Below are 23,590 nucleotides of genomic sequence, written 5' to 3' on the forward strand. Positions count from 1 at the left end.
GATCGGCTGCCGCGCACGCGGACTGCGGCAACAATCAATCGTGATGAAACCGAACCTGGCGCGTTGGGTCCCCGGACTGGAACAGTTCACCGGCTACCGGCGGTCCTGGCTGCGCGGCGACGTGCTGGCCGGGGTGACGGTCGCGGCGTACCTGGTGCCGCAGGTGATGGCCTATGCGACCGTGGCCGGCCTGCCGCCGGTCGCGGGGTTGTGGGCCGCGCTGGTCCCGATGGCGGTCTACGCGCTACTGGGTTCTTCACGGCAACTGTCGGTCGGGCCGGAATCCACCACGGCCCTGATGACGGCCACGGCGCTGGCTCCACTGGTCATCGGCGACCCGGCGCGCTACGCCGCGATGTCGGCGGTGCTGGCACTGCTGGTGGGAGCGATCTGCTTGGTGGCCGGTCTGTGTCGGCTCGGGTTCCTGGCCGACCTGCTGTCGCGCCCGGTCCTGGTCGGCTACATGACCGGGGTGGCCGTCATCATGATCAGCGGCCAACTCGGCAAGATCAGCGGCATCGAGGTCACCGGCGACGAGTTCGTCGATCAGATCCGCTCTTTCGTCAGCGGCCTCGAATCGGTGCACGTACCAACGGTCGTGCTGTCGGCCACGGTTCTGGTACTGCTGCTGGTGCTGTACCGGATCTCGCCGCGGTTCCCCGGCCCGCTGGTCGCGGTGCTGGCGGCGACCGCTGTGGTGTGGCTGTTCTCCTTGGATGACAAGGGGATTCGGGTGGTCGGCGGCATCCCGGCCGGGCTGCCGAAACCCGCCCTTCCACCGGTCGCGATGACGGAGCTGGTGGCTCTGGTGATCCCGGCGGTCGGCATAGCGGTTGTCGCGTTCTCCGACAACGCCCTGACTGCCCGCACCTTCGCGGCGCGCAAGGGAGAGACCATCGACGCCAACGCCGAACTGCGGGCATTGGGTGTGTGCAACCTGACGACCGGTGTCACGCAAGGCTTTCCGGTCAGTTCCAGCGGAAGTCGTACTGCGCTGGGCGACACCGTGGGCAGCCGCACGCAGCTGTACTCGTTGGTGATGCTGGCGACGGTTCTGTTGGTCATGCTGGCCGGCCGTGACCTGCTGGAGCACTTCCCGATGGCCGCGCTGGGTGCACTCGTCGTCTACGCGGCCCTACGGCTGATCGACGTGGCAGAGTTCCGGCGGCTGGCACGCTTCCGGCGCAGCGAGCTGTTCCTGGCGGTGGCCACCACGGTCGCGGTGCTGGGCCTCGGTGTGCTCTACGGAGTGCTGGTGGCGATCGCCCTGTCGCTGATGGACGCGCTGCGGCGGATCGCCCGCCCGCACGACAGTGTCCTCGGCTATGTCCCCGGGGTCGCCGGGATGCATGACGTCGACGACTATCCGGACGCCCAGGTGGTTCCGGGGCTGGTCGTCTACCGCTACGACGCCCCGCTGTTCTTCGCCAACGCCGAGGATTTCCGGGAGCGTGCGTTGGCCGTGCTCGAGAACGCCCCCGGCAAGGTCGAATGGTTCATCTACAGCGCCGAGGCCAACGTCGATCCTGACCTGACCGCGGTCGACGCGCTGGAACAGTTGCGCCGGGAGCTGACCGCCCGGGGCATCGTGTTCGCAATGGCCCGGGTGAAGGCGGATCTGCGCGACGATCTGGTGGCCGCGGGCTTTCTCGATCGGATCGGCACCGACCGGATCTTTCCGACCCTGCCGACCGCCGTCGAAGCATTCCGTAACCGTTCGGCCTGAGGTCCGCTCAGAGCGGCGCGAGCAGAAGCGCGCAGGCCGTCTTCAGGCTGTCCTGCGCCTCGGTGACGGACATGCGCCCGTTCAGGCTGGACTGCAGGATCCCGTGCCAGGTTTGTTGGACGAGGCGCACCAATGAGATCTGTTGTGGGCTCGGGTCGTTCACGCCGGAGGCGTCCAAGAGCATGGTGCGCACCAGCTGGTCGATCCTGCCCACCTCGGCGACCACCGCCCCATCGGCGGTGTTGAGGGAGTTGAGCATGGCGGCGCTCAGGTGGGGTTGGCGCAGCATCGTGCGGGTGGCCCGCTCCAGTACGTCGAAGACCCGGTCGGCCGCCGTTCCCGATGGGGTGGACCGGCGACGGATGCCGTCCTGCATCCCCTCGACCCGGTCGGCCATCACGGCAAGGAACAGGTGCGTCTTGGATGGGAAGTACCGGTACAGCGTGCCCAGCGCCACCCCTGCCGACTTCGCGACCTCCTGCATCTGGACCTGCTCGGCCGGTCGCAGCGCGCCCAGCACCGCGGCTGCGCGCACTATCGCCTCACGCCGCTCCTGCTGGAGCTCCGAACTGGGCTCCGCTGCGGGGCGTGGTTCCCAGATCCTCGGCAACGCTGCTTCTCCCTGTCGATGGCGAACTCACACTAGAACACAGTCCACTTGCGCTGTAACGTCACTCAAAATTGAAATTCATTCTAGTTCTAGACGAGAGGCTCAGCATGCCGAAATTCACCCGTGATGAGCTGGCCGGCGCGCTCGATCACTACACCAGGACCGTCGAGGTCTGCTCCAAGACGGGCGACTGGGCTCCGTTCGCGGACCTGTTCACCGAGGACGTCACCTACATCGAGCACGCCTACGGCGTCTTCGAGGGCCGCGAGGCGGTCAGGGAGTGGATCACCGCCACGATGGCGCCGTTCCCGCACATGCGGTTCCCGCACACCTGGGTGGCCTATGACGAGGAAAACGGCGCGATCGTGATGGAGATCCTGAATGTCCTCGATCATCCGACCGAGCCCGGGCGTGAGTTCGGCTTTCCCAACGTCACCCGCCTCGTCTACGCCGGGGACAACTTGTTCTCCAGTGAGGAAGACGTCTACAACCCCAACCGGGACGCACCGCGCACGGTCGGTGCGTGGCTGAAGGCCGGCGGGGTCATGCTCGGCGAGGTGCCCGCCGCGAAGCACGCCTGAAATTCACTCTAGTTATGCCCGGTTCGAGTCGTGTATGACCGGACGGCGTAGATCGCCACCCCGACGGCGACCACGACAAGCCCGGTGAGCACCGAGGTCGGGGGCAGTGAGAAGGCCAGCACCAGGCAGCCGATCAGGCCCACGGCCGGCGCCACGCGGGACCACCGGTTCTCGGTCCGCAGCGTCCACGCCGACACATTCGCGATGGCGTAGTACAGCAGCACCGCGAACGACGAAAACCCTATTGCCCCACGAAGATCCGCCACCGCGGCCAGCACTGCCACCATGATGCCGACCAGCACCTCGGCCCGGTGCGGGACGGCGAACCGGGGATGAACCGCGGCCAGCCAGTGGGGCAGGTGATGATCGCGGGCCATCGCCAGGGTGGTGCGCGATACGCCGAGGATCAGGGCCAGGAGTGAGCCGAGTGCCGCCACCGCGGCCCCGGCACGTACCACCGGCTGCCACTGCGGCGCGCCGGCCGCCGCGACCGCATCGGCCAGCGGTGCGGGTGCGGACGCAAGGCCGGATCCGCCGAGCACCGACAGCACGGCGACCGCCACCACGGCGTAGATGGCCAGGGCGATACCCAGGGCGATCGGGATCGCACGCGGAATGGTGCGGGCCGGGTCGCGGACCTCTTCACCCAGGGTGGCGATCCGGGCGTATCCGGCGAAGGCGAAGAACAGCAGTCCCGCGGCCTGAAGTACACCGCCGGCACCGACGTCGTCACCGATCCCCAGGTGGGCGGAGTCGGCGGCGCCGGACCCGGCGATGATCACCACGACCGCGGCCAGGACCGCCAGCACGCACGCGACGATGATGCGGGTCAGCAATGCCGTCTTCTGGATTCCGGTGTAGTTCACCGCGGTCAGGGCCACCACCGCGGCCACCGCCACCGCGTGGGCCCATTGCGGCCACACGTACATCCCGACCGTCAGCGCCATGGCCGCACACGACGCGGTCTTGCCGACGATGAAACTCCACCCGGCCGTGTAACCCCAGAACTCGCCGAGGCGTTCGCGCCCGTATACGTAGGTGCCGCCCGATTGCGGGTAGCGCGCGGCGAGTCGCGCCGATGATGTGGCGTTGCAGTAGGCGACGACGGCCGCGACGGCGAGGCCGATGAGCAGCCCGCTTCTGGCCGCGGCGGCCGCCGGGGCCAGCGCGGCGAAAATGCCGGCCCCCACCATCGACCCCAGGCCGATCACGACGGCGTCAGTTGTCCCGAGCCTGCGCTGCAGGCCGCCGGGGGTGGTCACCCGGCGATATTAAGGTGTGATCGCCGATGCGGCAGCGCTGGAGTCTCCCGGCCAGCGGTTCACGGGTAACCACGGCGTGACCTCGGTTGTTACGCTCGAGTAGTGGGAGAACCCGAGTCAGCAGCCGCGCCGGCGCTAGCCGCCAATAGTTGGGCGCTGCTCGGGATGTTGTCCTACCAGCGCGAACTCTCGGGCTATGACATCCGCAAATGGCTCCACTACGGCGTGCGCTACTACTACGGCAGCCCGGCCTTCAGCCAGATCTACTCCGATCTCAAGAAGCTCGAGAAGATGGGCTTCCTGACCTCTCGCGAAGATGACAGCGGCCCGCGCAACCGCCGTTTGTACAAGATCACCGAGACCGGCCTCGATGCCGTCACCCGATGGGCGCGGGATACGCCGGCAGATCCTCCGACGCTGAAGCACGCCGCGATAATGCGGGTGACCCTGGGGCACCTCAGTGACCCCACGGCACTCAAGCAGATGCTCGAGGAGCACATCGCCTACGTCGATGAGATGCATCAGGATGCCGCCAAGGGCGCACGATGGGCCGCGGCCGATCCGACATGGACCTACGCCCGGATCGCCCTGGATTGGGCGGAGCGGTATTACGCGTCCGAGCGGGAACTCACCTTGAGGATGATCAAGGATCTCGATGACGCCGATGCGAATTTCCCGAAGGTGGGTGAGGGAATTCCGTTGCCCGGACCCGAATATTGGGAAGAATTCGAGAAGCGAGTGGCCGCCGAAAGCCGCAAATCAGCGCAAGATCGGCGGGCTACGCCAGCTGCAGAGTAGCCCCGGTCCGCGGGTCCGCGGGGCTGGGTGCTGCGGGGCCACCGCGCAGCGGACGCAACGGCTGCAAGGTCGGCGCCGCACGGTCGGGACCGTCTTCCGCACTGCGCCAGATGCCCATCGCCGTCATCCGCACCGGTGCGGTCAGCCGCTGGTCGAACGTCATCCGGTTCATCGGGCCGCAGACCGACACTGCCGCGACGGCGGCGCCGACCGGGCCGATCGGCGCCGCCACACAACCGAATCCCGGCAGCGATTCTTCGCGCTCGAAGGCCACTCCGCGGGCGCGGGTCTTGGCCAGCTCGGCTGTCAACTGCTGTTCCGTCGCGATCGAGAACCGCGTCTTGCGTGAGGTCAGGCTGATCTCGACGGACGGGTTGTCGGCCAGTATCGCCTTGCCCACCGCTGTGCAATGCGCGGGTTGGCGTCCGCCGACGCGGGTCGGGATGGCGGTCACCATCTGACCACCGATCTTCTCCAGGTACACCACGTCGGAGCCGCAGAGGACCGCGAGGTGGACGACCAGCCCGGTAGCCCGGTGCAGATCGCGCATGAGTGGAATCGCCGCCTGGTGGATGCGGTCCTGATGCAGCGCGAGCGATCCGAGCTCGACCAGTCGCATGCCCAGCTGGTAATCGCGGCCTTCGCGGCGAAGCCACCGCAGGTGGACGAGACGTTCGAGCATGCGGTGCGCCGACGAACGCGGCAGGCCGGTGCGGCGGACGATCTGAGCCAGCGTCAGACATCCGGGCCCGTCGAAGGCATCGAGGACCAGGGAAATCCGGTCGATGACGGCGCTGGGCGTCTCGCCCGTCTTCTCGACAGCCGTTGTCATCAGAAACCTCCCACCGTGAGCTACATGCCTAATCGAAGTATGACTATTAGGAATATGACTGTTTGTAACATAGCAGTGTGGGCGCTGTCACACTAATCGCTGAATGCGGTCGGTGTCTCTCAGATCATCGCGCGCAGCGGGCCCTGTGGGTCCACGCCCAGAGAGCTCAGGGCCGAGGCGTGATAGACCGTGCCGGGAACGTGGATGGCGTGCGCCTGCCCGACGTGGACATCGCGCCAGTACCGCTGCAGCGGCTTGTCCATCCGGGCGGCGTTGCCGCCGCAGCGCGCGAAGATCTCGTCGACCGCTGACACGGCCCGCCACACCGCCCGGACCTGGGTGCGCCGGCCCGCGGCACGGTCCTCGAAAGACACGTCCCCGCCCGAGTCGACGAGGTCGTAGATGCGGTCGACATTGGCCAACAGCTCCTGGCGGGCGGCGTTGATATCCGCGGCGGCCTCGCCGATCGCATACATGACGTACGGATCGTCCTTGATCGCCACTCCGCTGGCATTCACCCGTTCACGCTGGTAATCGAGTGCGGCCGCCAGCGCGCCCTCGGCGATCCCGATCGTCGCCGCACTGATGCCGAGCGGGAACATCGTCGACCACGGCATCAGGTAGAGGGTGTCGGTCATCCCGGCCTCGCGCTGGGCCGTACCGTCCATCACCTTCGTCGCGTCCATCGTCCGGTACGAGGGAACGAAGGCGTCGGTGACGATGACGTCCTTCGAGCCGGTACCGCGCAGGCCCACGACATTCCACGAGTCCTCGACGATCTCGTAGTCCTGGCGCGGCAGGATCATGTGCAGCATCTGCGGCGGCATCAACGGCTTGCCGTCCGCACCGCCGAGCATGGCGCCCAGGAAGATCCAATCGCAATGGTCGGTGCCCGAGCTGAACTGCCAGCGGCCAGTAAGGAGGTAGCCGCCGGCGTTCCCTTCAATGGGCGTGGCCACACCCTGGGGCGCATACGGCGAGGCGACCCAGGTGTCGACGTCGTCGGCCCAGATCTCGGCGGCGACCCGGGGATCGGCGTAGGCCAGCTGATAGGGATGGACACCCACCACACCGTTGATCCAGCCGGCGGCCGGGTCGAGCGCCGCGGTGGCCATCACGGTTTCGGCGAACTCGCGCGGATGGACCTCCAAGCCGCCGTGGGTCTTCGGTTGCAGCAGCCGGATGTTACCCACCGACTTCATCAGCTTGACCGTCTCGTCGGTGAGCTTCCCGATCTTCTCCGCCTCGGGACCCTGGCTGCGTAGTTGATCGGCGTTCTCGCGCACTCGGTCGATCACCCGGTCGGTCATCATCTGGTCCTATCCGTCGAGGGCTGTCATAAATGGTGTACCGCTTCGCGCCGGTGATGTGGCCTGAGTCTCAGTGAGTGAAATTTGTTGCCATATCTGCTCACGGGTGTGCTTCCGGGGGCCGGCGACAGACGCTTCCGCTCCCCGTCGCGTCGGTCTCCCGATAGGCGGGATACGCCATGCCAAGCCCCGAAATTAACTGCGATTGTTCCCGGTCGAGACGAGTGGTCCGGGTCATACGACCCCTCGCGTGATTCACACACAGAACGGAGAATCCGATGCTGCAGCGACAACTCGCCGGCCCACTCGAAGGGGTGGGTGGGTTGTTCGCCATGTCGGTGGACGCCGCGAGATTCGTGGTTCGCAGACCCTTCCAATGGCGTGAATTCCTCGACCAGTCCTGGTTCGTGGCACGGGTGTCGATGGCGCCGACCCTCCTGGTGGCGATCCCGTTCACCGTGCTGGTGTCGTTCACCTTGAACATCCTCCTTCGCGAGCTGGGTGCGGCAGACCTCTCCGGGGCGGGTGCGGCCTTCGGTGCCGTGACCCAGGTCGGACCGATGGTGACGGTGCTGATCGTGGCCGGCGCCGGGGCCACCGCGATGTGCGCCGACCTCGGGTCCCGCACCGTGCGTGAAGAGATCGACGCCATGGAGGTTCTGGGCATCAACCCGATCCAGCGCCTGGTGACCCCCAGAATGCTCGCATCAGGGCTGGTCGCCTTATTGCTCAACAGCGTCGTCGTGATCATCGGAATCCTTGGCGGATACCTGTTCTCGGTGTTCGTCCAGGACGTCAACCCCGGTGCGTTCGCAGCGGGCATCACCCTGCTCACCGGCGTTCCCGAGGTGATCATCTCCTGCGTCAAGGCCGCGTTGTTCGGCCTGATCGCCGGCCTGGTCGCCTGCTACCGCGGTCTGACCGTCTCGGGCGGAGGTGCCAAAGCGGTGGGCAACGCCGTCAACGAAACAGTGGTGTACGCCTTCATGGCACTGTTCGTCGTCAACGTGGTGGTCACCGCCATCGGCATCCAGATGACGACCCGATGACGGCATCGACGGCGGTACTCCAGTCGGCCTACCCGCGACTGTCCCGCGCCGTGCGACGGCCCGGGGCCGTGCTGAGCGGCATCGGTGACCATGTCCTGTTCTACGGTCGGGCCCTGGCGGGCGTGCCGTTCGCGGCTGCGCACTACCGCAAGGAAGTCGTCCGGCTGATCGCTGAAATCAGCATGGGCGCAGGAACATTGGCGATGATCGGCGGAACCGTCGTCATCGTCGGGTTCCTGACCCTGGCCACCGGCGGGGTCCTGGCGATCCAGGGTTACAGCTCGCTGGGCAACATCGGGATCGAAGCGCTCACCGGGTTCCTGGCGGCCTTCATCAATGTCCGGATCTCGGCGCCCATCGTCGCCGGTATCGGTCTGGCCGCCACCTTCGGTGCCGGCGTCACCGCGCAGCTCGGCGCGATGCGGATCAACGAAGAGGTCGACGCCTTGGAGTCGATGGCGATCCGGCCGGTCGAGTACCTGGTGTCCACCCGCATCGTGGCCGGGATGATCGCCATCACGCCGCTGTACTCGATCGCGGTGATCCTGTCGTTCCTGGCCAGCCAGTTCACCACCGTTGTGCTGCTCGGGCAGTCGGGTGGTCTGTACGGCCACTACTTCAGCACCTTCCTCAACCCGATCGACCTGCTGTGGTCCTTCCTGCAGGCGCTGCTGATGGCGCTGGCGATCCTGTTGGTGCACACCTACTACGGCTTCTTCGCCACCGGGGGCCCGGCCGGCGTGGGAGTGGCGGTCGGAAACGCGGTGCGGACGTCGCTGATCGTGGTCGTCTCGATCACGCTGCTGATCTCGCTGGCCGTCTACGGCTCCAACGGCAACTTCAACCTCTCCGGCTAGAGAAGGCATCTGATGTCGCGTGACGCTAAACGTCAACTGAGCGGACTGATCACGGTGGTGGTGATCGCCGCGATCATCGTCGGCGCCATCGTGGCGTTCCGCGGTGGGGTCGCGCCCACAGCGTCGGTGACCGTCATCTCTCCGCGCGCCGGTCTGGTGATGAATCCCGACGCCAAGGTCAAACTGCACGGTGCGCAGGTCGGCAAGGTCGTCGCGATCGAAGCACTGCCTGACGGGCAGGCGGCCCTCCGGTTGGCGATGAACCCTGATGACCTGCAGCTGATTCCATCCAACACCGGTGTCGAGATCGCCTCGAGCACCGTGTTCGGCGCCAAGTTCGTCCAACTCGTGCCACCGCCGAAGCCGTCGCCGACATCGATGTACGCCGGCCAGGTTCTCGATGCGACGCACACCACCGTCGAGATCAACACGGTGTTCGAGCAACTGGTGACGGTGCTGGCGCAGATCCAACCGGAGAAGCTGAACGAGACGCTCGGCGCGATGGCCCAGGCGATCGACGGTCGCGGTGACAAGCTGGGGCAGACCCTGGTCGATCTGGACGCCCTGCTGGCCAAGATCGCCCCCAGCCTTCCCACGCTGAGCCATGAGATGGCTGTCGCACCACAGGTGTTCAACGCGTACGCCGACGCCGGACCGCAGTTGATGGACACCGTCCGCAATTCGACGCAGCTCAGCAACACGATCTTCGATCAACGGAACGATCTGGATGCGTTGCTCGTCAGCGCGATCGGGCTGGCCGACGTCGGCAACGACGTGGTCGCGACCAACAGTGCTGCGGTGACCGACGCCATGCGACTGCTGGTGCCGACCACGAACCTGCTCAACCAGTACAACCCGGCGCTCAACTGTGCGCTGAAGGGCTTGGAGCCGTTGGCCCTCGGTCCGCCGACACCGTTGCCGGGCGTCATGCTGCTGGACTCGTTCCTGCTGGGCACCGAACGCTACCGCTACCCGGGCAACCTGCCGAAGGTGGCCGCCACCGGCGGCCCGCAGTGCCAGGGCCTGCCCGAGGTCGGTTTCGAGCAGCGGCCGCCGTTCATCGTGACCGATATCAACGCCAACCCCGCGCAGTACGGCAATCAGGGGATCCTGTTGAACTCCGACGCACTCAAGCAAGCGCTGTACGGCCCGCTCGACGGCCCGCCACGCAACACCGCCCAGATAGGACAACCGGGATGACGCGCAGCCGCGGGACCGCTGTGAAGTTCGGCGTGTTCGGACTGACGATGCTGCTCTTGACCGGAGCGCTGTTCGCGATCATGGGCCAGTACCGCACCGGGTCGACGAACGGTTATTCGGCCATGTTCACCGATGCGTCCAGCCTGAAGGCCGGTGACTCGGTACGTGTCGCCGGTATCCGCGTCGGTACGGTCAATGACGTTGTCCTGCAACCTGACAACAAGGTACTGGTGCGCTTCGACGCGGACCGCGAAGTCGTCATGACGACTGGCACCAAGATCGCGGTGCGCTATCTGGACCTGGTCGGCAACCGGTATCTGGAGCTGCTGGAGGGCCCCGGCTCGACCAAGCTCCAGCCGCCCGGGTCACAGATACCGGTCGAGCGCACCGAGCCGGCACTGGATCTCGACCTTCTCCTCGGCGGGCTCAAGCCCGTCATCCAGGGGCTCAACGCCCAGAACGTCAACGCCCTGACCAACTCGTTGATCCAGATCCTGCAGGGCCAGGGCGGCACGGTGGAATCGCTGATGGCCCACACGACTTCGTTCACCCAGGTACTCGCCGACAACGGACAGACCGTGCAACAACTGATCGACAACCTGAAGACCGCCGTGGCAACGGTTGCCAAGGACGGCGACAAGTTCTCGGGTGCTGTCGAGCAACTGCAACAACTCATCACGGGTCTGTCGCAGGAACGCGATCCCATCGGAGAGGCGATCAACGCCCTGGACAACGGCACCGCCTCCCTGGCGGATTTGATGACACAGGCCCGGCCTCCGCTGTCGGGCACCGTCGATCAACTCACCCGCCTGGCGCCGTTGCTCTCCAACGAGGATGACATGGCGCGGCTGGACCTGTCGTTGCAGAACGCGCCCAAGAACTACCGCAAGCTGGTCCGGTTGGGCGCTTACGGCAGCTTCATCAACCAGTACGTGTGTGGCATGAATGTCCGCGTCACCGACCTACAGGGGCGTACCGCGTACTTCCCGTGGATCATCCAGAACTCCGGACGCTGTGGGGAGCCCTGATGCTGAAATACCGTGGATCGCACCTCATCCGGAGCGGACTCATCGGCATCGTGCTGATCGCGATGATCATCGCCGTCGGTCTCCAGCCGCAGGCGCTGTGGTCATGGGCCACTTCGGTCAAATACAACGCACTGTTCGCCGAGGCAGGTGGGCTCACCACCGGTAACGACGTCAAGATCTCCGGAGTCACCAAGGGCCTCGTCACCGATGTCAGCCTGAGCCATGGGAAGGCGTTGGTGACCTTCACCCTCGACAGCAAGGTCCGTCTCGGTTCCGACACCACGGCGCACATCCGCACCGGGACGATGCTCGGTGCCCGGATGCTGACCCTGGAACCGGCCGGCGCCGGCACGATGCACGCTTCGGACACGATCCCCATCACCAGGACGGCGTCGCCGTATTCGTTGACCAACGCCGTCGGCGACTTCACGAACAACACGGCCGGCACCGACACAGCGGCGCTCACCCAGTCCCTGGATACGTTGTCGGACACCATCGACCGGATGGCGCCGCAGCTGGGGCCCACGTTCGAAGGCCTGTCCCGGTTGTCGGAAACGCTGAACAGCCGCAACGAGTCCCTGTCCAATCTGCTCAAGAGCGCCGCCGATGTGACCGGCATCCTGTCGAAGCGAAGCGAGCAGGTCAACACGCTGTTGTTGGACGCGAACGCGTTGACCGGGGTGCTCGACCAACGCCGGTACGCGGTCGTCAACCTGCTGGCCAACACCTCGGCGCTGTCCCAGCAGCTCTCCGGACTCGTCCACGACAACGAAGAAGAGCTCGCACCCACCCTCAAACAGCTCAACTCGGTGAGCGCGATGCTCGAGAAGAACCGTGACAACATCGCGGGCGCACTGGCTGGCCTGGCCAAATACCAAGTCACCCAGGGTGAATCGGTGAACAACGGCTTCTACTACAACGCCTTTGTCTCGAACCTCAATCCTGCGCAAACCATCCAGCCGTTCTTCGACTACGCCTTCGGATTCCGGCGCGGTACCAACGCCGGACAACCACCGGACAATGCCGGCCCACGCGCCGAATTCCCCTTCCCCTACAACGGCATTCCTGGAGGAAGTCGATGATCGCCCGCAACCGGAAGAGGATCAGCCGCGTCGCGCTGGTGCTGCTCGCCGTGCTGGCGCTGGCCGGCACGGTGGTGGTCGTCCGGCAGACCGTCTTCAAGCCGACCACCATCACCGCGTACTTCACCTCGGCCACCGCGATCTACCCGGGTGACGAGGTTCGTGTCGCCGGGGTCAAGGTCGGCTCCATCAAGAGCATCGAACCGGTCGGTGGGCAGGCGCGGATGGTCCTCGCCGTCGATCGTGGGGTGAAGATCCCGGCCGATGCCAAGGCAATCCTCATGGCGCAGAACCTGGTTGCCGCCCGGTACGTCCAGCTGACCCCGGCCTATGAAGATGCCGGTCCGACGATGGCCGACGGTTCGCAGATCGGGGCGGAACGCACCGCGGTGCCCGTCGAGTGGGACCAGGTCAAGGACCAGCTGATGCGGTTGGCGTCGGATCTGGGGCCGATCAACGGAGCGTCGGCCACCTCGCTGAGCCGCTTTGTCGACAGTGCCGCCGCGGCCATGGACGGCAACGGCGAGAAACTGCACGAGGCCATCAGCCAGTTGTCCGGTGTCGCAAAGATTCTGGGCCAGGGGAGCGGCGATGTCGTCGGCATCATCAAGAATCTGCAGGTCTTCGTGACGGCGCTGCGGGACAGCAACGCCCAGATCGTGGAATTCCAGGGCCATCTCGCGAACGTGACCAGCGTCGTCGACGGGAGCCGCTCCGATCTGGACGGCGCCCTGACGAACCTGGCCGACGCCGTCGGCAACGTCCGGCGATTCGTCGCAGGCAGCCGTGACCAGACGGCCGAGCAGCTGGAGCGGCTGACCAACGTCACGCAGAATCTGGTGGACAACAAGACCAAGCTCGAGAACGTCCTGCACGTCGCGCCCAACGCGATCGCCAACGGCTACAACATCTACAACCCCGACAGCGGTACCGCAGTCGGCGCGTTCTCGCTGGCGAACTTCTCCGATCCGTTGTCTGTGGTGTGCTCGGCGATCGGCGCGGTCAAGAATGCCACCGCAGCGGAATCGGGCAAGTTGTGCGCGCAGTACCTCGGACCGGCCCTGTCGCTGCTCAACTTCAACCACATGCCGATGCCGTTCAACGCCTATCTGAAGAAGTCGCCCAGCCCGGAGAACCTGGTGTACACCGATCCCAACCTGGCACCGGGCGGGGCCGGCGGGCGTCCGCAGCCGTACGAAGATCTACCGCCTGCCGTGTCGGCCTACACCGGCGCCGATGACATGGCGCCACCGGCCGGATGGGGTGCGACCCCGGGGGCACCTGGTGCGTACGCACCCAACGGACTGCCCGCGAATACCTCGCCCGCGGCGTATCCCGGATCACCGATCGTCTCGGACCCGCCCGTGCAAGCACCGAAGACATTGCGGGACATGCTGCTTCCTGCCGAAGCTGCACCGGTCCCCGCACCGCCCGCCCCAGGAGGCACCCCATGATCACTCGGCGGTCGCTCACGCGCCTGACCGCGGTAGCCGCCTGCTCGGTGGCCACGCTGACCGGATGTGCGTTCCACGGGCTGAACTCCCTGCCCCTGCCCGGCACCGTGGGGCGCGGGCCGGACGCGACGGTCTATCACGTCGAACTCGCCAATATCGGGACACTGGAATCCAATTCGCCCGTGATGATCGGTGACGTCATCGTGGGCAGCGTCTCCCGCATGGTGGTCAAGGGCTGGCATGCGGACGTGGAGGTCTCGGTCAAGCCCGACGTCGTCGTTCCGGCCAACGCGATCGCCACCGTCGGGCAGACCAGCCTCCTGGGCTCCATGCACATAGCCCTCGATCCGCCGCTCGGGCAGTCTCCGTCCGGGCGGCTTGCCCCGGGCGCGACCCTCGAGCTCAACCAGACTTCGACATATCCGTCGACCGAACAGACCCTGTCGTCGCTGTCTGTGCTCGTCAACGGCGGAGGCCTGGGCAAGATCGGTGACCTGGTCACCGAATTCAACGCCGCGCTGAGCGGCCGCGAAGACAAGATCCGCGATCTGCTCACCCGCCTCGACGACATCGTCGGCATGTTCGCCAACCAGCGGGACGACATCAACGCCTCCATCACGGCACTGAACCGGCTGGCCGGCACGCTGGCCGGACAGCAGGAGGTGATCACCACGGCGTTGAACCGGATACCGCCTGCACTGGACGTCCTGGTCAAGGAACGCCCGCGCATCACCACCGCGCTGGAGAAGTTCGGGAAGTTCAGCGACACCGCGACCAATCTCGTCAACGCGACGCGAGACGACCTGCTGACCAACCTGCGCAACCTCGAACCGACGGTCAAGGCGCTGGCCGACGTCGGCCCGAATCTGGGCACCGTGCTGGCATTCGCGCCGACATATCCCTACCCGCAGAACTTCATCGACCGGGCGATCCGCGGGGACTACCTCAACCAGTTCATCACCTTCGACTTCACGATTCCGAGGCTGAAGCGGGGATTGTTCCTCGGCACCCGGTGGGGCCAGGAGGGGCTGCCCCTTACCCCGGCGCCCGGCGACCCCTTCTTCGCCAACTACACGAAGGACCCGCTCGGCATGCCATTGACGCCGCCACCGGCCGCGGTGGCCACCGTGCCACCGCTGATCGACCAGGCTCCGGCCAATGGTCAGGCGGCCCCGGTGGACCAGGCCGCGGCGCCCGCACCGGAACCGCAGCCCGATCCGCCTGCGGCAGTGGCGCCTTCTGACCCTGTAGAGCCGAACGGAGGCAACTGATGCTCACCCGTTTCGTCCGAATCCAGCTGGCCATCTTCGCGGTGGCGTCGGTGATCGGCATGGCCCTGATGGGCATCGTCTATCTGCAGGCCCCCACCCTCCTGGGCATCGGGCGAATGACGGTGACCCTGCAATTGCCGGGAACCGGTGGGCTCTACCAGTTCTCGAACGTGACCTATCGCGGTGTTCAGATGGGGAAGGTCACCGAGGTGCGGCCCACCCGGGACGGAGCGGAAGCGACACTGTCGCTGAACACTTCACCCAAGATTCCCGCAGACCTGCACGCCGCGGTCTTGAGCGTGTCGGCAGTGGGCGAGCAGTACGTCGATCTGCAACCCCGCAACGACTCGGGACCGTATCTGCACGACGGCTCGGTGATCCCGGCATCGAACACATCGATCCCCCAGGCCGTCGGGCCGATGCTCGATCAGGTCAGTTCACTCATGGGCAGCATCCCCAAGGACAAGATCAGCCCACTGCTCGATGAAACCTTCAAGGCCTTCAACGGCTCTGGAAACGATATGGGGGCGTTGCTGGACTCGTCGTCGAGACTGATCGCCGAGGCGAACGCCGCATCCGATCAGTCCCGTGCGCTCATCGATGACGGCGCGCCACTGCTCGACGGGCAGGCCGAATCGGTCGATGCGATCCGTACCTGGGCTCGCAGCATGGCCGGAATCACCAAGCAGGTCGCCGACGACGACCAGCACGTGCGCACCCTGCTCAAGGAAGGGCCGGGAGCCGCAGACGAAGCCTCCCGCTTGTTCAATCAAGTCAAACCCACGCTGCCGCTGTTGCTGGCCAACCTCACCAGCCTGGGCCAGGTCGGGGTGACCTACCACCCGTCGCTGGAGCAGCTACTGGTGCTTCTGCCGCCGTCGATCTCGGCGACGCAGTCATACGGTGCGCCGAAGAACAATCCAATCGGAATGTCGTTGGGAGACTTCACTCTTACGATGGGCGACCCGCCGGCGTGCACGGTCGGGTTCCTGCCGCCGTCGTCGTGGCGGTCTCCGGAGGACACCACCGACATCGATACCCCCGACGGGCTGTACTGCAAGCTGCCGCAGGATTCGCCGATCGGCGTCCGCGGCGCCCGTAACTACCCGTGCATGGGGAAACCTGGAAAGCGTGCTCCCACAGTCGAAATCTGCGACAGTGACCGACCTTACGAGCCATTGTCGATGCGGCAGCACGCCCTCGGCCCCTACCCGATCGATCCCAACCTGCTCGCTCAGGGGATCGCGCCGGACTCCCGCGTCGATCATGACAAGTTCATCCACGGCCCCATAGAGGGCACGCCACGTCCGCCGGCCGCGGTGCCGCCGGGGGAGGCGCCGCCGCCTGCCGAGGCGCCTGCCGCACCGCCGGCCGAGGCACCGGCTGCTGAGGCACCGCCGAGCCCGGATGCTCCGACACTGGCGCCAAGTGCGTTCAGCCCAGGCGAATCTGCCGGGCCATCGGTTGCGATCGCCACCTACGATCCGCAGACGGGTCGGTACGCCACCCCGGACGGCAAGGTGTACCGGCAGTCCGACCTCGTACCGCGCACCGGTGAGCAGACCTGGCAGGACCTGTTCACCACCTGATTCGAATAACCCCCGCAACGGGATCCATTGCGGGGGCCGGTACCGGAACTGACCGGACAGCTGAAAAGCTGTCCGGTCAGGCCGTTTTCACGAGTTTGAACGGCATCGTGATGAACACCACCTTGCTGGTGCCGCACGACCCGCTGACGCCGGTGGTCGAATCCTCGCCCACCAATGTGGTCGACGCCGGATCGACTGCGGTGGCGCTCTCGTTCGAGGGGAAGAAGCGGTAGACCTGCAGACCGGGGCCGGCGGTGCCGTCGCCGCACGTCTGCCAGTTGTCCACCGTCCTCTTGACGTACCAGACGCCGCTCTTCTTGTAGATCGGTGCGCTCCAACCCCAGTCGGTGTCGACCGTGCCGGTGCATTCGCTCGGGTAACTGCATGTCGTGGAGATCGTCCAGGTGCCACGAATGCTGGCCTCGTCGTGGAAGATGTCGTTCGACTTGGCCCACTCACCGTTCGACGTGGCGATGTACGTCCCGTTGAGACCCCAGTTACTCGGAGATGCCTCGGCGACAGGGCTGCACAAACCGCCCACCACAGCGGCGGTAAGCACCCCTGCCCCAATGAATGCCGTCGACACCCGCATCACCAAACTCCTCCGTACACCGGCCGCCGGCGGTCGCCGTGGCAAGCCTTCACTGTCCAACTTCTGGCGCCTTTTGACGGACAACCTCCCACCTAGTGGGCATTGCGATGGCAGCCGGATTCGGCCGTGCCACAGTGTCGTGCGTGCGGATACCGTTGGCAGCCATGGCAGGTCTGCTCGTCGCGGGGGCGATGACCGCCCCAGCCCCGGCGAGCGCAGAACCTGCCGGATGCAGTGAACCCTCGTGCGTACCCGGGATCGTCGGCGGGGTCGTGCTCGGCGCGCCGTGTGGGGATACGGCGTACTACGTCTTCGGCACCACCTCGTGGGGCCGGCTGGTCTTCTGCGGGTCGCCGCGCCGGTACGAGCCGCGTTACTTCCGGTCACCGCCGCTGAAAGGCATTCGCGAGGAGAACACCCCATGTACCGGCTTCGAAAATTCCGTCGCCCAGGCGCCCGACGGGCTCTTCTTGACTTGTGTGTCCAGTGACGGATCGAGCAGGTGGCTTCGTGGCGACCTCTGACGCGCTGGGCGGTGCGCCGTCGAGGCGGTGGCGCACCGGCGCGGTGTTCGCCGTCACCATCGGCGCGTGCCTTCCCTTGGCGATACCGGCGCACGCGGACGAGGATCCGATGATGCACCGCGTGACGTACACAGTCACCGCCGAGCAGCCGACGGCCGTCGGCATCTACTTCCGCGAGGTCGACCCGCCGACGTGGGCGGACTACAGCCACAATCCTTACGAGTTCAGCCCCAAAGACGATCTCACTCTGGAACCGGGCAAACCCTGGATCCGCGAGGTCACGCTTGCCGATCCGATGAAGTGGGCGATGGTCACCGTCAGCACCGGTGGGTTGGCTCCGCAACCGCCGCGGGCCCTGAGTTGCGAGCTGGCAATCGACGGAGTCGTCGTCGACCGTGCGGCCGGCCCCAAAGGGGCGTTGTGTTCGCTGCGCAATTGGTGAGGCACGAGTTCGGCAGCCACGGATTTGTCCGCTGGGTGGGACAGCGGCGGCGACGCGAACTTCGGTCGCATTAGCGTGTGGCAGCAGTCACATCGGCCATGAGGCGACCGCAGCAACTGGTGCCGTCCTCGACTGGCCGAGATCAACCGGAGGTGCACTATGCGGTTACTCAGCCGCTCCGACCAGGAAACTGAGACAGCCGAACTCGACGAGGCCGACGAGGTCACGTCGCAGCTGAGCGACGACGACCTGGAGTCACCGGATCAGGCTGAAACCGCCGACCCCGCCGACCCCGCCGACCCCGCCGATGAGGACGAGGACCAGGACGAGGACCAACCGTCGGACGCGGGCGGAAAACGTAGATGGCGTCCGAGTCTCGCGACGTTGCTCGCCGGCATCGCCATCCTGGTCAGCGGTGCGTTGCTGGCGGCCGGCGGATACATGATCTGGTCTCACCAGCAGGCCGACCGTGAGCAGCAGCGCCGCGCGGAATTCGCGGCCGCCGCGTCGCAGGCCGCCGTCACCCTGATGTCGATCGACAGCGCCACGGCACAGCAGAACGTCCAGCAGATCATCGACAACTCGACCGGTCAGTTCAAGGACGATATCCAGTCCACCGCCGAAGATCTGGTGAAAGCGGCGCAGGACTCGAAAGCCACGACGAAGGCGACTGCGAAGGCCTCGGCAGTGCAGTCGATGGACGGGGACTCCGCCGTCGTCCTCGTCGGCACGGCAACCACAGTCAGCAACTCGGCCGGTGCCAATCAGCAGCCGCGGAACTGGCGCTTGAGCCTCACCATGGTCAAAGACGGGGGACAGATCAAGATGTCGAAAGTGGAGTTCGTCCCGTGAGCGCGACAACAGCCGAAGCTGATATCGAGGAGTCAAAGGCCGACTGTGCCAGCGAGATCGAGGCCGAGCAGACGGTAGCCGATGAGGGTGCCGACGAGGGTGCCGCTCCCCGGGAGCGGTGGATCCATCGCGTTGCCCGGCGATGGCGACCGATCGCGGTCGTCTGCGTGCTGCTGGCTTCGGCGAGCTCTGCCGCGGCACTCTATTTCGCCATGTATCGCGTGGATCATGGGATCGCCGCCGCGTCCACGACGGTGGTCGACGCGGCGTCCGACGGTTCGGTGGCGTTGTTGTCTTATGCGCCAGACAGTTTGGATCAGGACTTCGCCGACGCGCGTTCCCGCTTGACCGGCGATTTCTTGACGTACTACAGCGAGTTCGCCGACAAGTTCGTGGCGCCCGCGGCCAAACAGAAAGACATCCGCGCCACCGCCTCGGTCGTGCGCGCTGCTCCGATCGCCGTGCAGTCCGATACCGCGGAGGTGTTGGTCTACCTGAACCAGGCGACGACCAGCCGCGACAACCCGGAGCCGGCGCAGGCGGCCAGCGCCGTGAAGGTCGGGCTCACGAAAGTCGATGGGAACTGGCTGATCTCATCGTTCACCCCGATCTAGCCGGCCGAACTGCGTTGTGGTGTGCGCAACGGGGTGGACGCCGTCGCCGGGTGGCCCCCGGACATGACGCCTAGCTAGGGACCGCGGACTGCTTTGCCGGTGAGGGCGTGGTTGTTGTCGAGCAGTGTCCAGCCGGGTGGAAGTCCGGGGTCGAGTGGTTCTGGGGCGGATGGTTCGGGGTTCCAGAGGTGTTCGACATTGGGTGTGTTGGGTGTGGGTTGGTCGAAGTCGTTGTCCCAGTCCAGGTCCCATTGCGGGTCCCATTGCAGTTCCCAGTCGGGAGGCTGCTCGAGTTCGTGGGTCAGGTCCCGTTCGGGATCCTGTTCGGGGTGCTGTTGTGGTTCCGGTTCTGGTTGGTCCTGGGGTGGGGCCAGGAGTAGTTCGGGGCGGTGGTGGTAGTTGATGCGGTGTTGGCCGTGGTCCAGTTCTGGTGGTGGGTGCCATTCGACTTCGCCGTGGTTGTTGATGGTGGTGGTGTAGCCGCCGTTGGTGTGCACGAGGCGGTTGTCGGGGCCGCAGGCCAGGGCCATGTCGTCGACGTTGGTGTTGCCGCCGTCGGCCCAGTCGGTGACGGCGTGATGGACTTGGGTGCCGTAGGCGCCGACGGTGCAGCAGGGTTTGGTGCAGCCGCCGTCGCGGGCGATGAGCATGATGCGTTGGGCGGGGCTGGCGGTGCGGCGGGCCCGGAAGTAGTCCAGGGCTGCTCCGGTGGCCTGGTCGAACACCGCGAGGTGATGGTTGGCGTGTGCGCCCATGCGGATGACGTCTTTGATGGGCAGTTTGGTGCCGCCGCCGGTGAGGCCGATCCCGGCGCGGGATTCGAGGTCTTGCAGGGTGGTGCGGATGATCACCGCGACGGGTAGCCCGTTGAGTTGGCCGAGATCGCCGCTCATCAACGCGATCCGTCCGATGACGAGGAGGGCGTCGTGTTGGCGTTGGGCCAGGCTGCGGTGATCGTTGTCGATCTGGGCTTGGGTGGGGGTACCTGTGGTGCAGGGTTCGTCGTCGTCGGGGTTGCACATGCCTGGGGCGGCGAATTTGGCGAACAGGACTTCCCATACGGCGGCGGCTTCGGGGGTGAGGTTGGCCGTCAGGCCGGTCATCGCGTCGCGGCCCTGCTTACTGACGCACACCGCTCGTTTGCGGGCGCGTTCGGTGTCGTCGGGTTCGGGTCCGTCCTGATCGAGCAGGAACAATCGCAGTTCGGCGGTGTCTTTGAGTTCTTTGGGGCCGACCCCGACTGCGACGCGGACCAGGTCGGCTTCGAACTGTTGGCCGGTGGTGGGGTCGAGGAATCCGGGGAGTCGGTTGATCGCGTCGCGCAGCACTTTGACGTGGTCGGCGTTGATCAGCCCGGCTTCAACCGCGGCGGCGACCGCGGGCAGGACCGGGGCCAGGGGTTGCCCGGTCAGGGCACGCCGCGGCCCCAGTTCGGCTGCCTCACCCAAACGGCGGCCGGCCTCGGTGGTGGACAGTCGCCACCGGATGCGCAGCACCTCGTTCCACGTCTTGGCGCCCATCTCGCGCGGGGTGGTGTCGGCTTGCAGTTGGGCCAGCAGTCGATGCACTACGGCGGGCATCTGGCAGGTCAGGGTCTCGTATTCGTCGAGCACCGCGATCAGCTCGGCTCGGGTCAGCGACCGGTAATCGCAGGCGGCGAACGCGTCGTAGGCGGCCCGCAATGCTGCTACCGCCTGGACCGCACCCGTCTCCATAACTCGAACATACATTCGACCACCGACAAGTCGGACGTTACGTGACAACCAGGGCGCTAGGCCGTATCGCGATTGGGCAGCAGTGTCTCGTGCGCCGAAGACGTTGCGGCACGGAACAACACCGCGATCAACGCCAGGGCACCGAGCGCGGCGACCGGGATGGTCCACAACCGGCGCATCGTCAGGGCCGACCCGCACTTGTCCGCGTACTCCTGGCCGGCGGCAGTGGCTTGAACGAGGTGTGCGCCGTACCCGGAGCCGCAGGGGATCTGCATGCCGAACTTGTCGAAGTCGTCGAGGTAAACCGGCAGGCTCAACAGGTACAGCCCGATGCCTAACGCCACTGCTCCGGCGATTCCGATGTAGACGGCGCGAAAACTCACCGTTCCCCCCTTCATGTCATGCATACGTCGGTGAACAACAACACCGGCCACGAGACGATCGCCCCCAGAAAGGACACCACTGCGTCGAGGCCGCCCATCTCTTTCAGGTGGTCGGTGTGCGTGCCGGACCAGAAGGTACCGATCAGCAGATATGGCACACCCAGCACCACAGATACGACGATCAGTTCGCCGAGCGCGACGCGGTAGGCCAGCAACCTCCGCAACCTGACAAGCACGCAACCCCCGTTCGAACTTATTGCCGTCTATGTTAATGGCTATTCTCTGCCGAACTACCATTTTGACCCGGCTGTTCGGTCCGTTAGTGTGACGGAATGGCGCGCATCTCGCCCCGGTCGATCGACAGCGGTGCCAGTGGTGTGCGACGCCGTCCGAAAGACCGAAAGGCCCAGATAGCGCGGGCCTCGGCGGAGTCCTTCAGCGCGCTCGGATACCACGGCGTGAGCATGGAGGCCATTGCCTCGCGTGTCGGGATCTCGGCGGCCGCGTTGTACCGGCACTATTCGAGCAAGTACGAATTGTTTCGCGACGCCGTACTCAACCTCGGCCAGCAACTCGTCGACGCGACGGCGTTCGCCGAAGAGGCCGACGGGGACCCGCGTGAGCAGTTGCGCAGACTGGTCGCGGCGCTCAGCGACACCGCGTTGGTCAACCGCGAATCCGGTGGGCTGTACCGCTGGGAGGCGCGTTATCTGCGCGGCGACGATCAGAGCACCCTGGATGCGCAGGTACATACGGTGCACCGCCGGATCCACCGGCCGCTGATGGAACTGCGGCCTGAACTCAGCTCGCGGGCCCGCTGGACCCTGTCGACGGCGGTGCTCGGTGTGATCGGCAGCGTCGTCGATCATCGGTCCAAACTGCCCGCCGGTCAGATCCGCGAGCTGCTCGCCGATATCTGCGACACCGTGCTGGCCGCCGAGCTGCCCGAGTTTCCGAACCCGACCGACCCCGTGCCGACGCCCCCCGCGGCCGCGAACACGACGAAATACGAAGCGCTGCTGACCGAATCGATGCGGCTGTTCAACCAGAACGGCTACCGCGACACCACGATGGAGGACATCGCTGCCGCCGTCGGCATGCCCGCCTCGGGGATCTACCGGTATTTCTCCGGCAAATCCGACATCCTGGCCGCCGGGTTCCGGCGTGCCGCCGACCGGTTGTCGGCGGACATGTCGGAGGTCCTCGGTGCGGCGACGGACCCCGAACAGGCGCTGAGCACCCTCATCGACGACTATGTGGCCCGATCGTTCGACCGCCCGGAGCTCGACTACGTCTACTACACCGAACGCCTGAGCATGACGCCCGCCGACCAGAAGATCCTGCGCGACCTGCAACGTGCGGCCGTGGAATCGTGGGTCGAGATCGTCATGCCGGTACGTCCGGGGTGGAGTGCGGGGCAGGCGCGCTTCGCGGTTCATGCGGCGATGGCCTTGGTGATCGACTTGGGCCGGCTCATGAACTATCAGAATTCAGAGCAGGCCCGAGCCGTCGTCGCCGTCCTGATCGATCTGACTCTGCTGGGCCGCTACCGGTTACGGACGGCGTTGCCGGCCAGGTAGGCCACGTAGCCGAGCGTGCCGATCTTCGCCAGCTTGCGGGTCTTGGGAAGCAGCAGGCCCAGACCGATCGCGGTCTCGATGCCGCCGTTGGTGTAGATGTGCTTCTGCGTGTCCTTGGGGAACGCCGGCTTGGTGATCGACTCGAACAGCTGCGGCTTCACGAAATGTGAGACGCCGGCGCCGGCCACGCTGAGGCCGACCAGCTTGACCAGCTTGGAGTTCTTGCCCTCTGCCATGTG

General features: G+C 66.0%; 25 protein-coding genes. 16 read left to right on the forward strand and 9 right to left on the reverse strand.

Features of this window, described 5'->3' with window-relative positions:
* Positions 1-43 precede the first annotated feature (43 nt).
* Positions 44-1,726, forward strand: coding sequence for a SulP family inorganic anion transporter (locus ACZYZ7_RS10195; RefSeq protein WP_450069293.1), 1,683 nt, complete (start codon positions 44-46; stop codon positions 1,724-1,726).
* Between the two features lie 7 nt (positions 1,727-1,733).
* Here the strand turns inward: ACZYZ7_RS10195 and ACZYZ7_RS10200 are convergent, their stop codons facing one another.
* Positions 1,734-2,336, reverse strand: a complete 603-nt coding sequence (locus ACZYZ7_RS10200; protein WP_463740837.1) for a TetR/AcrR family transcriptional regulator — start codon at positions 2,334-2,336, stop codon at positions 1,734-1,736.
* 107 nt (positions 2,337-2,443) lie between these two features.
* Between ACZYZ7_RS10200 and ACZYZ7_RS10205 the strand changes: the two genes are divergently transcribed.
* Positions 2,444-2,917 carry a nuclear transport factor 2 family protein gene (locus tag ACZYZ7_RS10205; protein WP_450069291.1) on the forward strand — a complete coding sequence of 158 codons (474 nt, stop codon included), beginning with the start codon at positions 2,444-2,446 and terminating at the stop codon, positions 2,915-2,917.
* A gap of 8 nt (positions 2,918-2,925) precedes the next feature.
* Here the strand turns inward: ACZYZ7_RS10205 and ACZYZ7_RS10210 are convergent, their stop codons facing one another.
* On the reverse strand, positions 2,926-4,179 hold the full coding sequence (locus tag ACZYZ7_RS10210) for an APC family permease (protein WP_463740838.1): 1,254 nt from the start codon (positions 4,177-4,179) through the stop codon (positions 2,926-2,928).
* A 102-nt stretch (positions 4,180-4,281) separates the two neighbouring features.
* On the opposite strand from ACZYZ7_RS10210, the gene ACZYZ7_RS10215 reads away from it, so the two are divergent.
* On the forward strand, positions 4,282-4,977 hold the full coding sequence (locus ACZYZ7_RS10215; RefSeq protein WP_450069289.1) for a PadR family transcriptional regulator: 696 nt from the start codon (positions 4,282-4,284) through the stop codon (positions 4,975-4,977).
* Here the strand turns inward: ACZYZ7_RS10215 and ACZYZ7_RS10220 are convergent.
* A complete protein-coding gene (locus tag ACZYZ7_RS10220; RefSeq protein WP_463740839.1) occupies positions 4,958-5,809 on the reverse strand; it encodes an IclR family transcriptional regulator in 852 nt (283 codons plus the stop codon). The genes ACZYZ7_RS10215 and ACZYZ7_RS10220 overlap by 20 nt on opposite strands.
* Positions 5,810-5,928: 119 nt before the next feature.
* Positions 5,929-7,119, reverse strand: a complete 1,191-nt coding sequence (locus ACZYZ7_RS10225; protein ID WP_463740840.1) for an acyl-CoA dehydrogenase family protein — start codon at positions 7,117-7,119, stop codon at positions 5,929-5,931.
* Positions 7,120-7,397: 278 nt separating this feature from the next.
* Between ACZYZ7_RS10225 and ACZYZ7_RS10230 the strand changes: the two genes are divergently transcribed.
* The 8 genes from ACZYZ7_RS10230 to ACZYZ7_RS10265 are packed head-to-tail and all read left to right on the forward strand — an operon-like array spanning position 7,398 to position 16,649.
* A complete protein-coding gene (locus ACZYZ7_RS10230; RefSeq protein WP_135452184.1) occupies positions 7,398-8,168 on the forward strand; it encodes an MlaE family ABC transporter permease in 771 nt (256 codons plus the stop codon).
* Positions 8,165-9,025, forward strand: a complete 861-nt coding sequence (locus tag ACZYZ7_RS10235) for an MlaE family ABC transporter permease (protein WP_135452186.1) — start codon at positions 8,165-8,167, stop codon at positions 9,023-9,025. The genes ACZYZ7_RS10230 and ACZYZ7_RS10235 overlap by 4 nt, the downstream gene beginning before the upstream one ends.
* 12 nt (positions 9,026-9,037) lie before the next feature.
* Positions 9,038-10,225 carry an MCE family protein gene (locus tag ACZYZ7_RS10240; protein WP_450069286.1) on the forward strand — a complete coding sequence of 396 codons (1,188 nt, stop codon included), beginning with the start codon at positions 9,038-9,040 and terminating at the stop codon, positions 10,223-10,225.
* Positions 10,222-11,253 carry an MCE family protein gene (locus tag ACZYZ7_RS10245; RefSeq protein ID WP_463740841.1) on the forward strand — a complete coding sequence of 344 codons (1,032 nt, stop codon included), beginning with the start codon at positions 10,222-10,224 and terminating at the stop codon, positions 11,251-11,253. The genes ACZYZ7_RS10240 and ACZYZ7_RS10245 overlap by 4 nt, the downstream gene beginning before the upstream one ends.
* Entirely contained in the window at positions 11,253-12,335 is a 1,083-nt protein-coding gene (locus ACZYZ7_RS10250) for an MCE family protein (protein WP_463740842.1), read from the forward strand. The genes ACZYZ7_RS10245 and ACZYZ7_RS10250 overlap by 1 nt, the downstream gene beginning before the upstream one ends.
* Positions 12,332-13,789, forward strand: coding sequence for an MCE family protein (locus ACZYZ7_RS10255; protein WP_463740843.1), 1,458 nt, complete (start codon positions 12,332-12,334; stop codon positions 13,787-13,789). The genes ACZYZ7_RS10250 and ACZYZ7_RS10255 overlap by 4 nt, the downstream gene beginning before the upstream one ends.
* Positions 13,786-15,060 carry an MCE family protein gene (locus ACZYZ7_RS10260; RefSeq protein ID WP_463740844.1) on the forward strand — a complete coding sequence of 425 codons (1,275 nt, stop codon included), beginning with the start codon at positions 13,786-13,788 and terminating at the stop codon, positions 15,058-15,060. Before ACZYZ7_RS10255 ends, ACZYZ7_RS10260 begins: the two co-directional genes overlap by 4 nt.
* Positions 15,060-16,649, forward strand: coding sequence for an MCE family protein (locus ACZYZ7_RS10265; RefSeq protein WP_463740845.1), 1,590 nt, complete (start codon positions 15,060-15,062; stop codon positions 16,647-16,649). Before ACZYZ7_RS10260 ends, ACZYZ7_RS10265 begins: the two co-directional genes overlap by 1 nt.
* A gap of 76 nt (positions 16,650-16,725) precedes the next feature.
* Here ACZYZ7_RS10265 and ACZYZ7_RS10270 read toward each other — a convergent pair whose 3' ends face one another.
* Positions 16,726-17,241, reverse strand: a complete 516-nt coding sequence (locus ACZYZ7_RS10270) for an Rv2253/PknI dimerization domain-containing protein (protein ID WP_135452200.1) — start codon at positions 17,239-17,241, stop codon at positions 16,726-16,728.
* 164 nt (positions 17,242-17,405) lie between these two features.
* On the opposite strand from ACZYZ7_RS10270, the gene ACZYZ7_RS10275 reads away from it, so the two are divergent.
* From ACZYZ7_RS10275 to ACZYZ7_RS10290, 4 genes are all read left to right on the forward strand, one after another.
* Positions 17,406-17,765: a hypothetical protein gene (locus tag ACZYZ7_RS10275; protein ID WP_463740846.1), complete on the forward strand. Its 360-nt coding sequence runs from the start codon at positions 17,406-17,408 to the stop codon at positions 17,763-17,765.
* Entirely contained in the window at positions 17,752-18,207 is a 456-nt protein-coding gene (locus ACZYZ7_RS10280; RefSeq protein WP_463740847.1) for a hypothetical protein, read from the forward strand. The genes ACZYZ7_RS10275 and ACZYZ7_RS10280 overlap by 14 nt, the downstream gene beginning before the upstream one ends.
* A 159-nt stretch (positions 18,208-18,366) precedes the next feature.
* Positions 18,367-19,059 carry a hypothetical protein gene (locus ACZYZ7_RS10285; protein ID WP_463740848.1) on the forward strand — a complete coding sequence of 231 codons (693 nt, stop codon included), beginning with the start codon at positions 18,367-18,369 and terminating at the stop codon, positions 19,057-19,059.
* A complete protein-coding gene (locus ACZYZ7_RS10290; protein ID WP_463740849.1) occupies positions 19,056-19,673 on the forward strand; it encodes a twin-arginine translocation pathway signal in 618 nt (205 codons plus the stop codon). Before ACZYZ7_RS10285 ends, ACZYZ7_RS10290 begins: the two co-directional genes overlap by 4 nt.
* A 74-nt stretch (positions 19,674-19,747) precedes the next feature.
* Here ACZYZ7_RS10290 and ACZYZ7_RS10295 read toward each other — a convergent pair whose 3' ends face one another.
* Genes ACZYZ7_RS10295 through ACZYZ7_RS10305 form a run of 3 tightly spaced genes read right to left on the reverse strand, consistent with a single transcriptional unit; the run spans position 19,748 to position 22,007 of the window.
* Positions 19,748-21,403, reverse strand: a complete 1,656-nt coding sequence (locus tag ACZYZ7_RS10295; RefSeq protein WP_463740850.1) for an HNH endonuclease signature motif containing protein — start codon at positions 21,401-21,403, stop codon at positions 19,748-19,750.
* 41 nt (positions 21,404-21,444) lie between these two features.
* Entirely contained in the window at positions 21,445-21,771 is a 327-nt protein-coding gene (locus ACZYZ7_RS10300; RefSeq protein ID WP_463740851.1) for a hypothetical protein, read from the reverse strand.
* 11 nt (positions 21,772-21,782) lie between these two features.
* Positions 21,783-22,007, reverse strand: coding sequence for a hypothetical protein (locus tag ACZYZ7_RS10305; protein WP_463740852.1), 225 nt, complete (start codon positions 22,005-22,007; stop codon positions 21,783-21,785).
* A gap of 96 nt (positions 22,008-22,103) precedes the next feature.
* Between ACZYZ7_RS10305 and ACZYZ7_RS10310 the strand changes: the two genes are divergently transcribed.
* Entirely contained in the window at positions 22,104-23,351 is a 1,248-nt protein-coding gene (locus tag ACZYZ7_RS10310) for a TetR/AcrR family transcriptional regulator (protein ID WP_463740853.1), read from the forward strand.
* Here ACZYZ7_RS10310 and ACZYZ7_RS10315 read toward each other — a convergent pair.
* Positions 23,318-23,587 carry a hypothetical protein gene (locus tag ACZYZ7_RS10315; RefSeq protein ID WP_135452207.1) on the reverse strand — a complete coding sequence of 90 codons (270 nt, stop codon included), beginning with the start codon at positions 23,585-23,587 and terminating at the stop codon, positions 23,318-23,320. The genes ACZYZ7_RS10310 and ACZYZ7_RS10315 overlap by 34 nt on opposite strands.
* Positions 23,588-23,590 lie beyond the last annotated feature (3 nt).

It is taken from the genome of Mycobacterium sp. IDUB_17 (genome assembly GCF_055419465.1).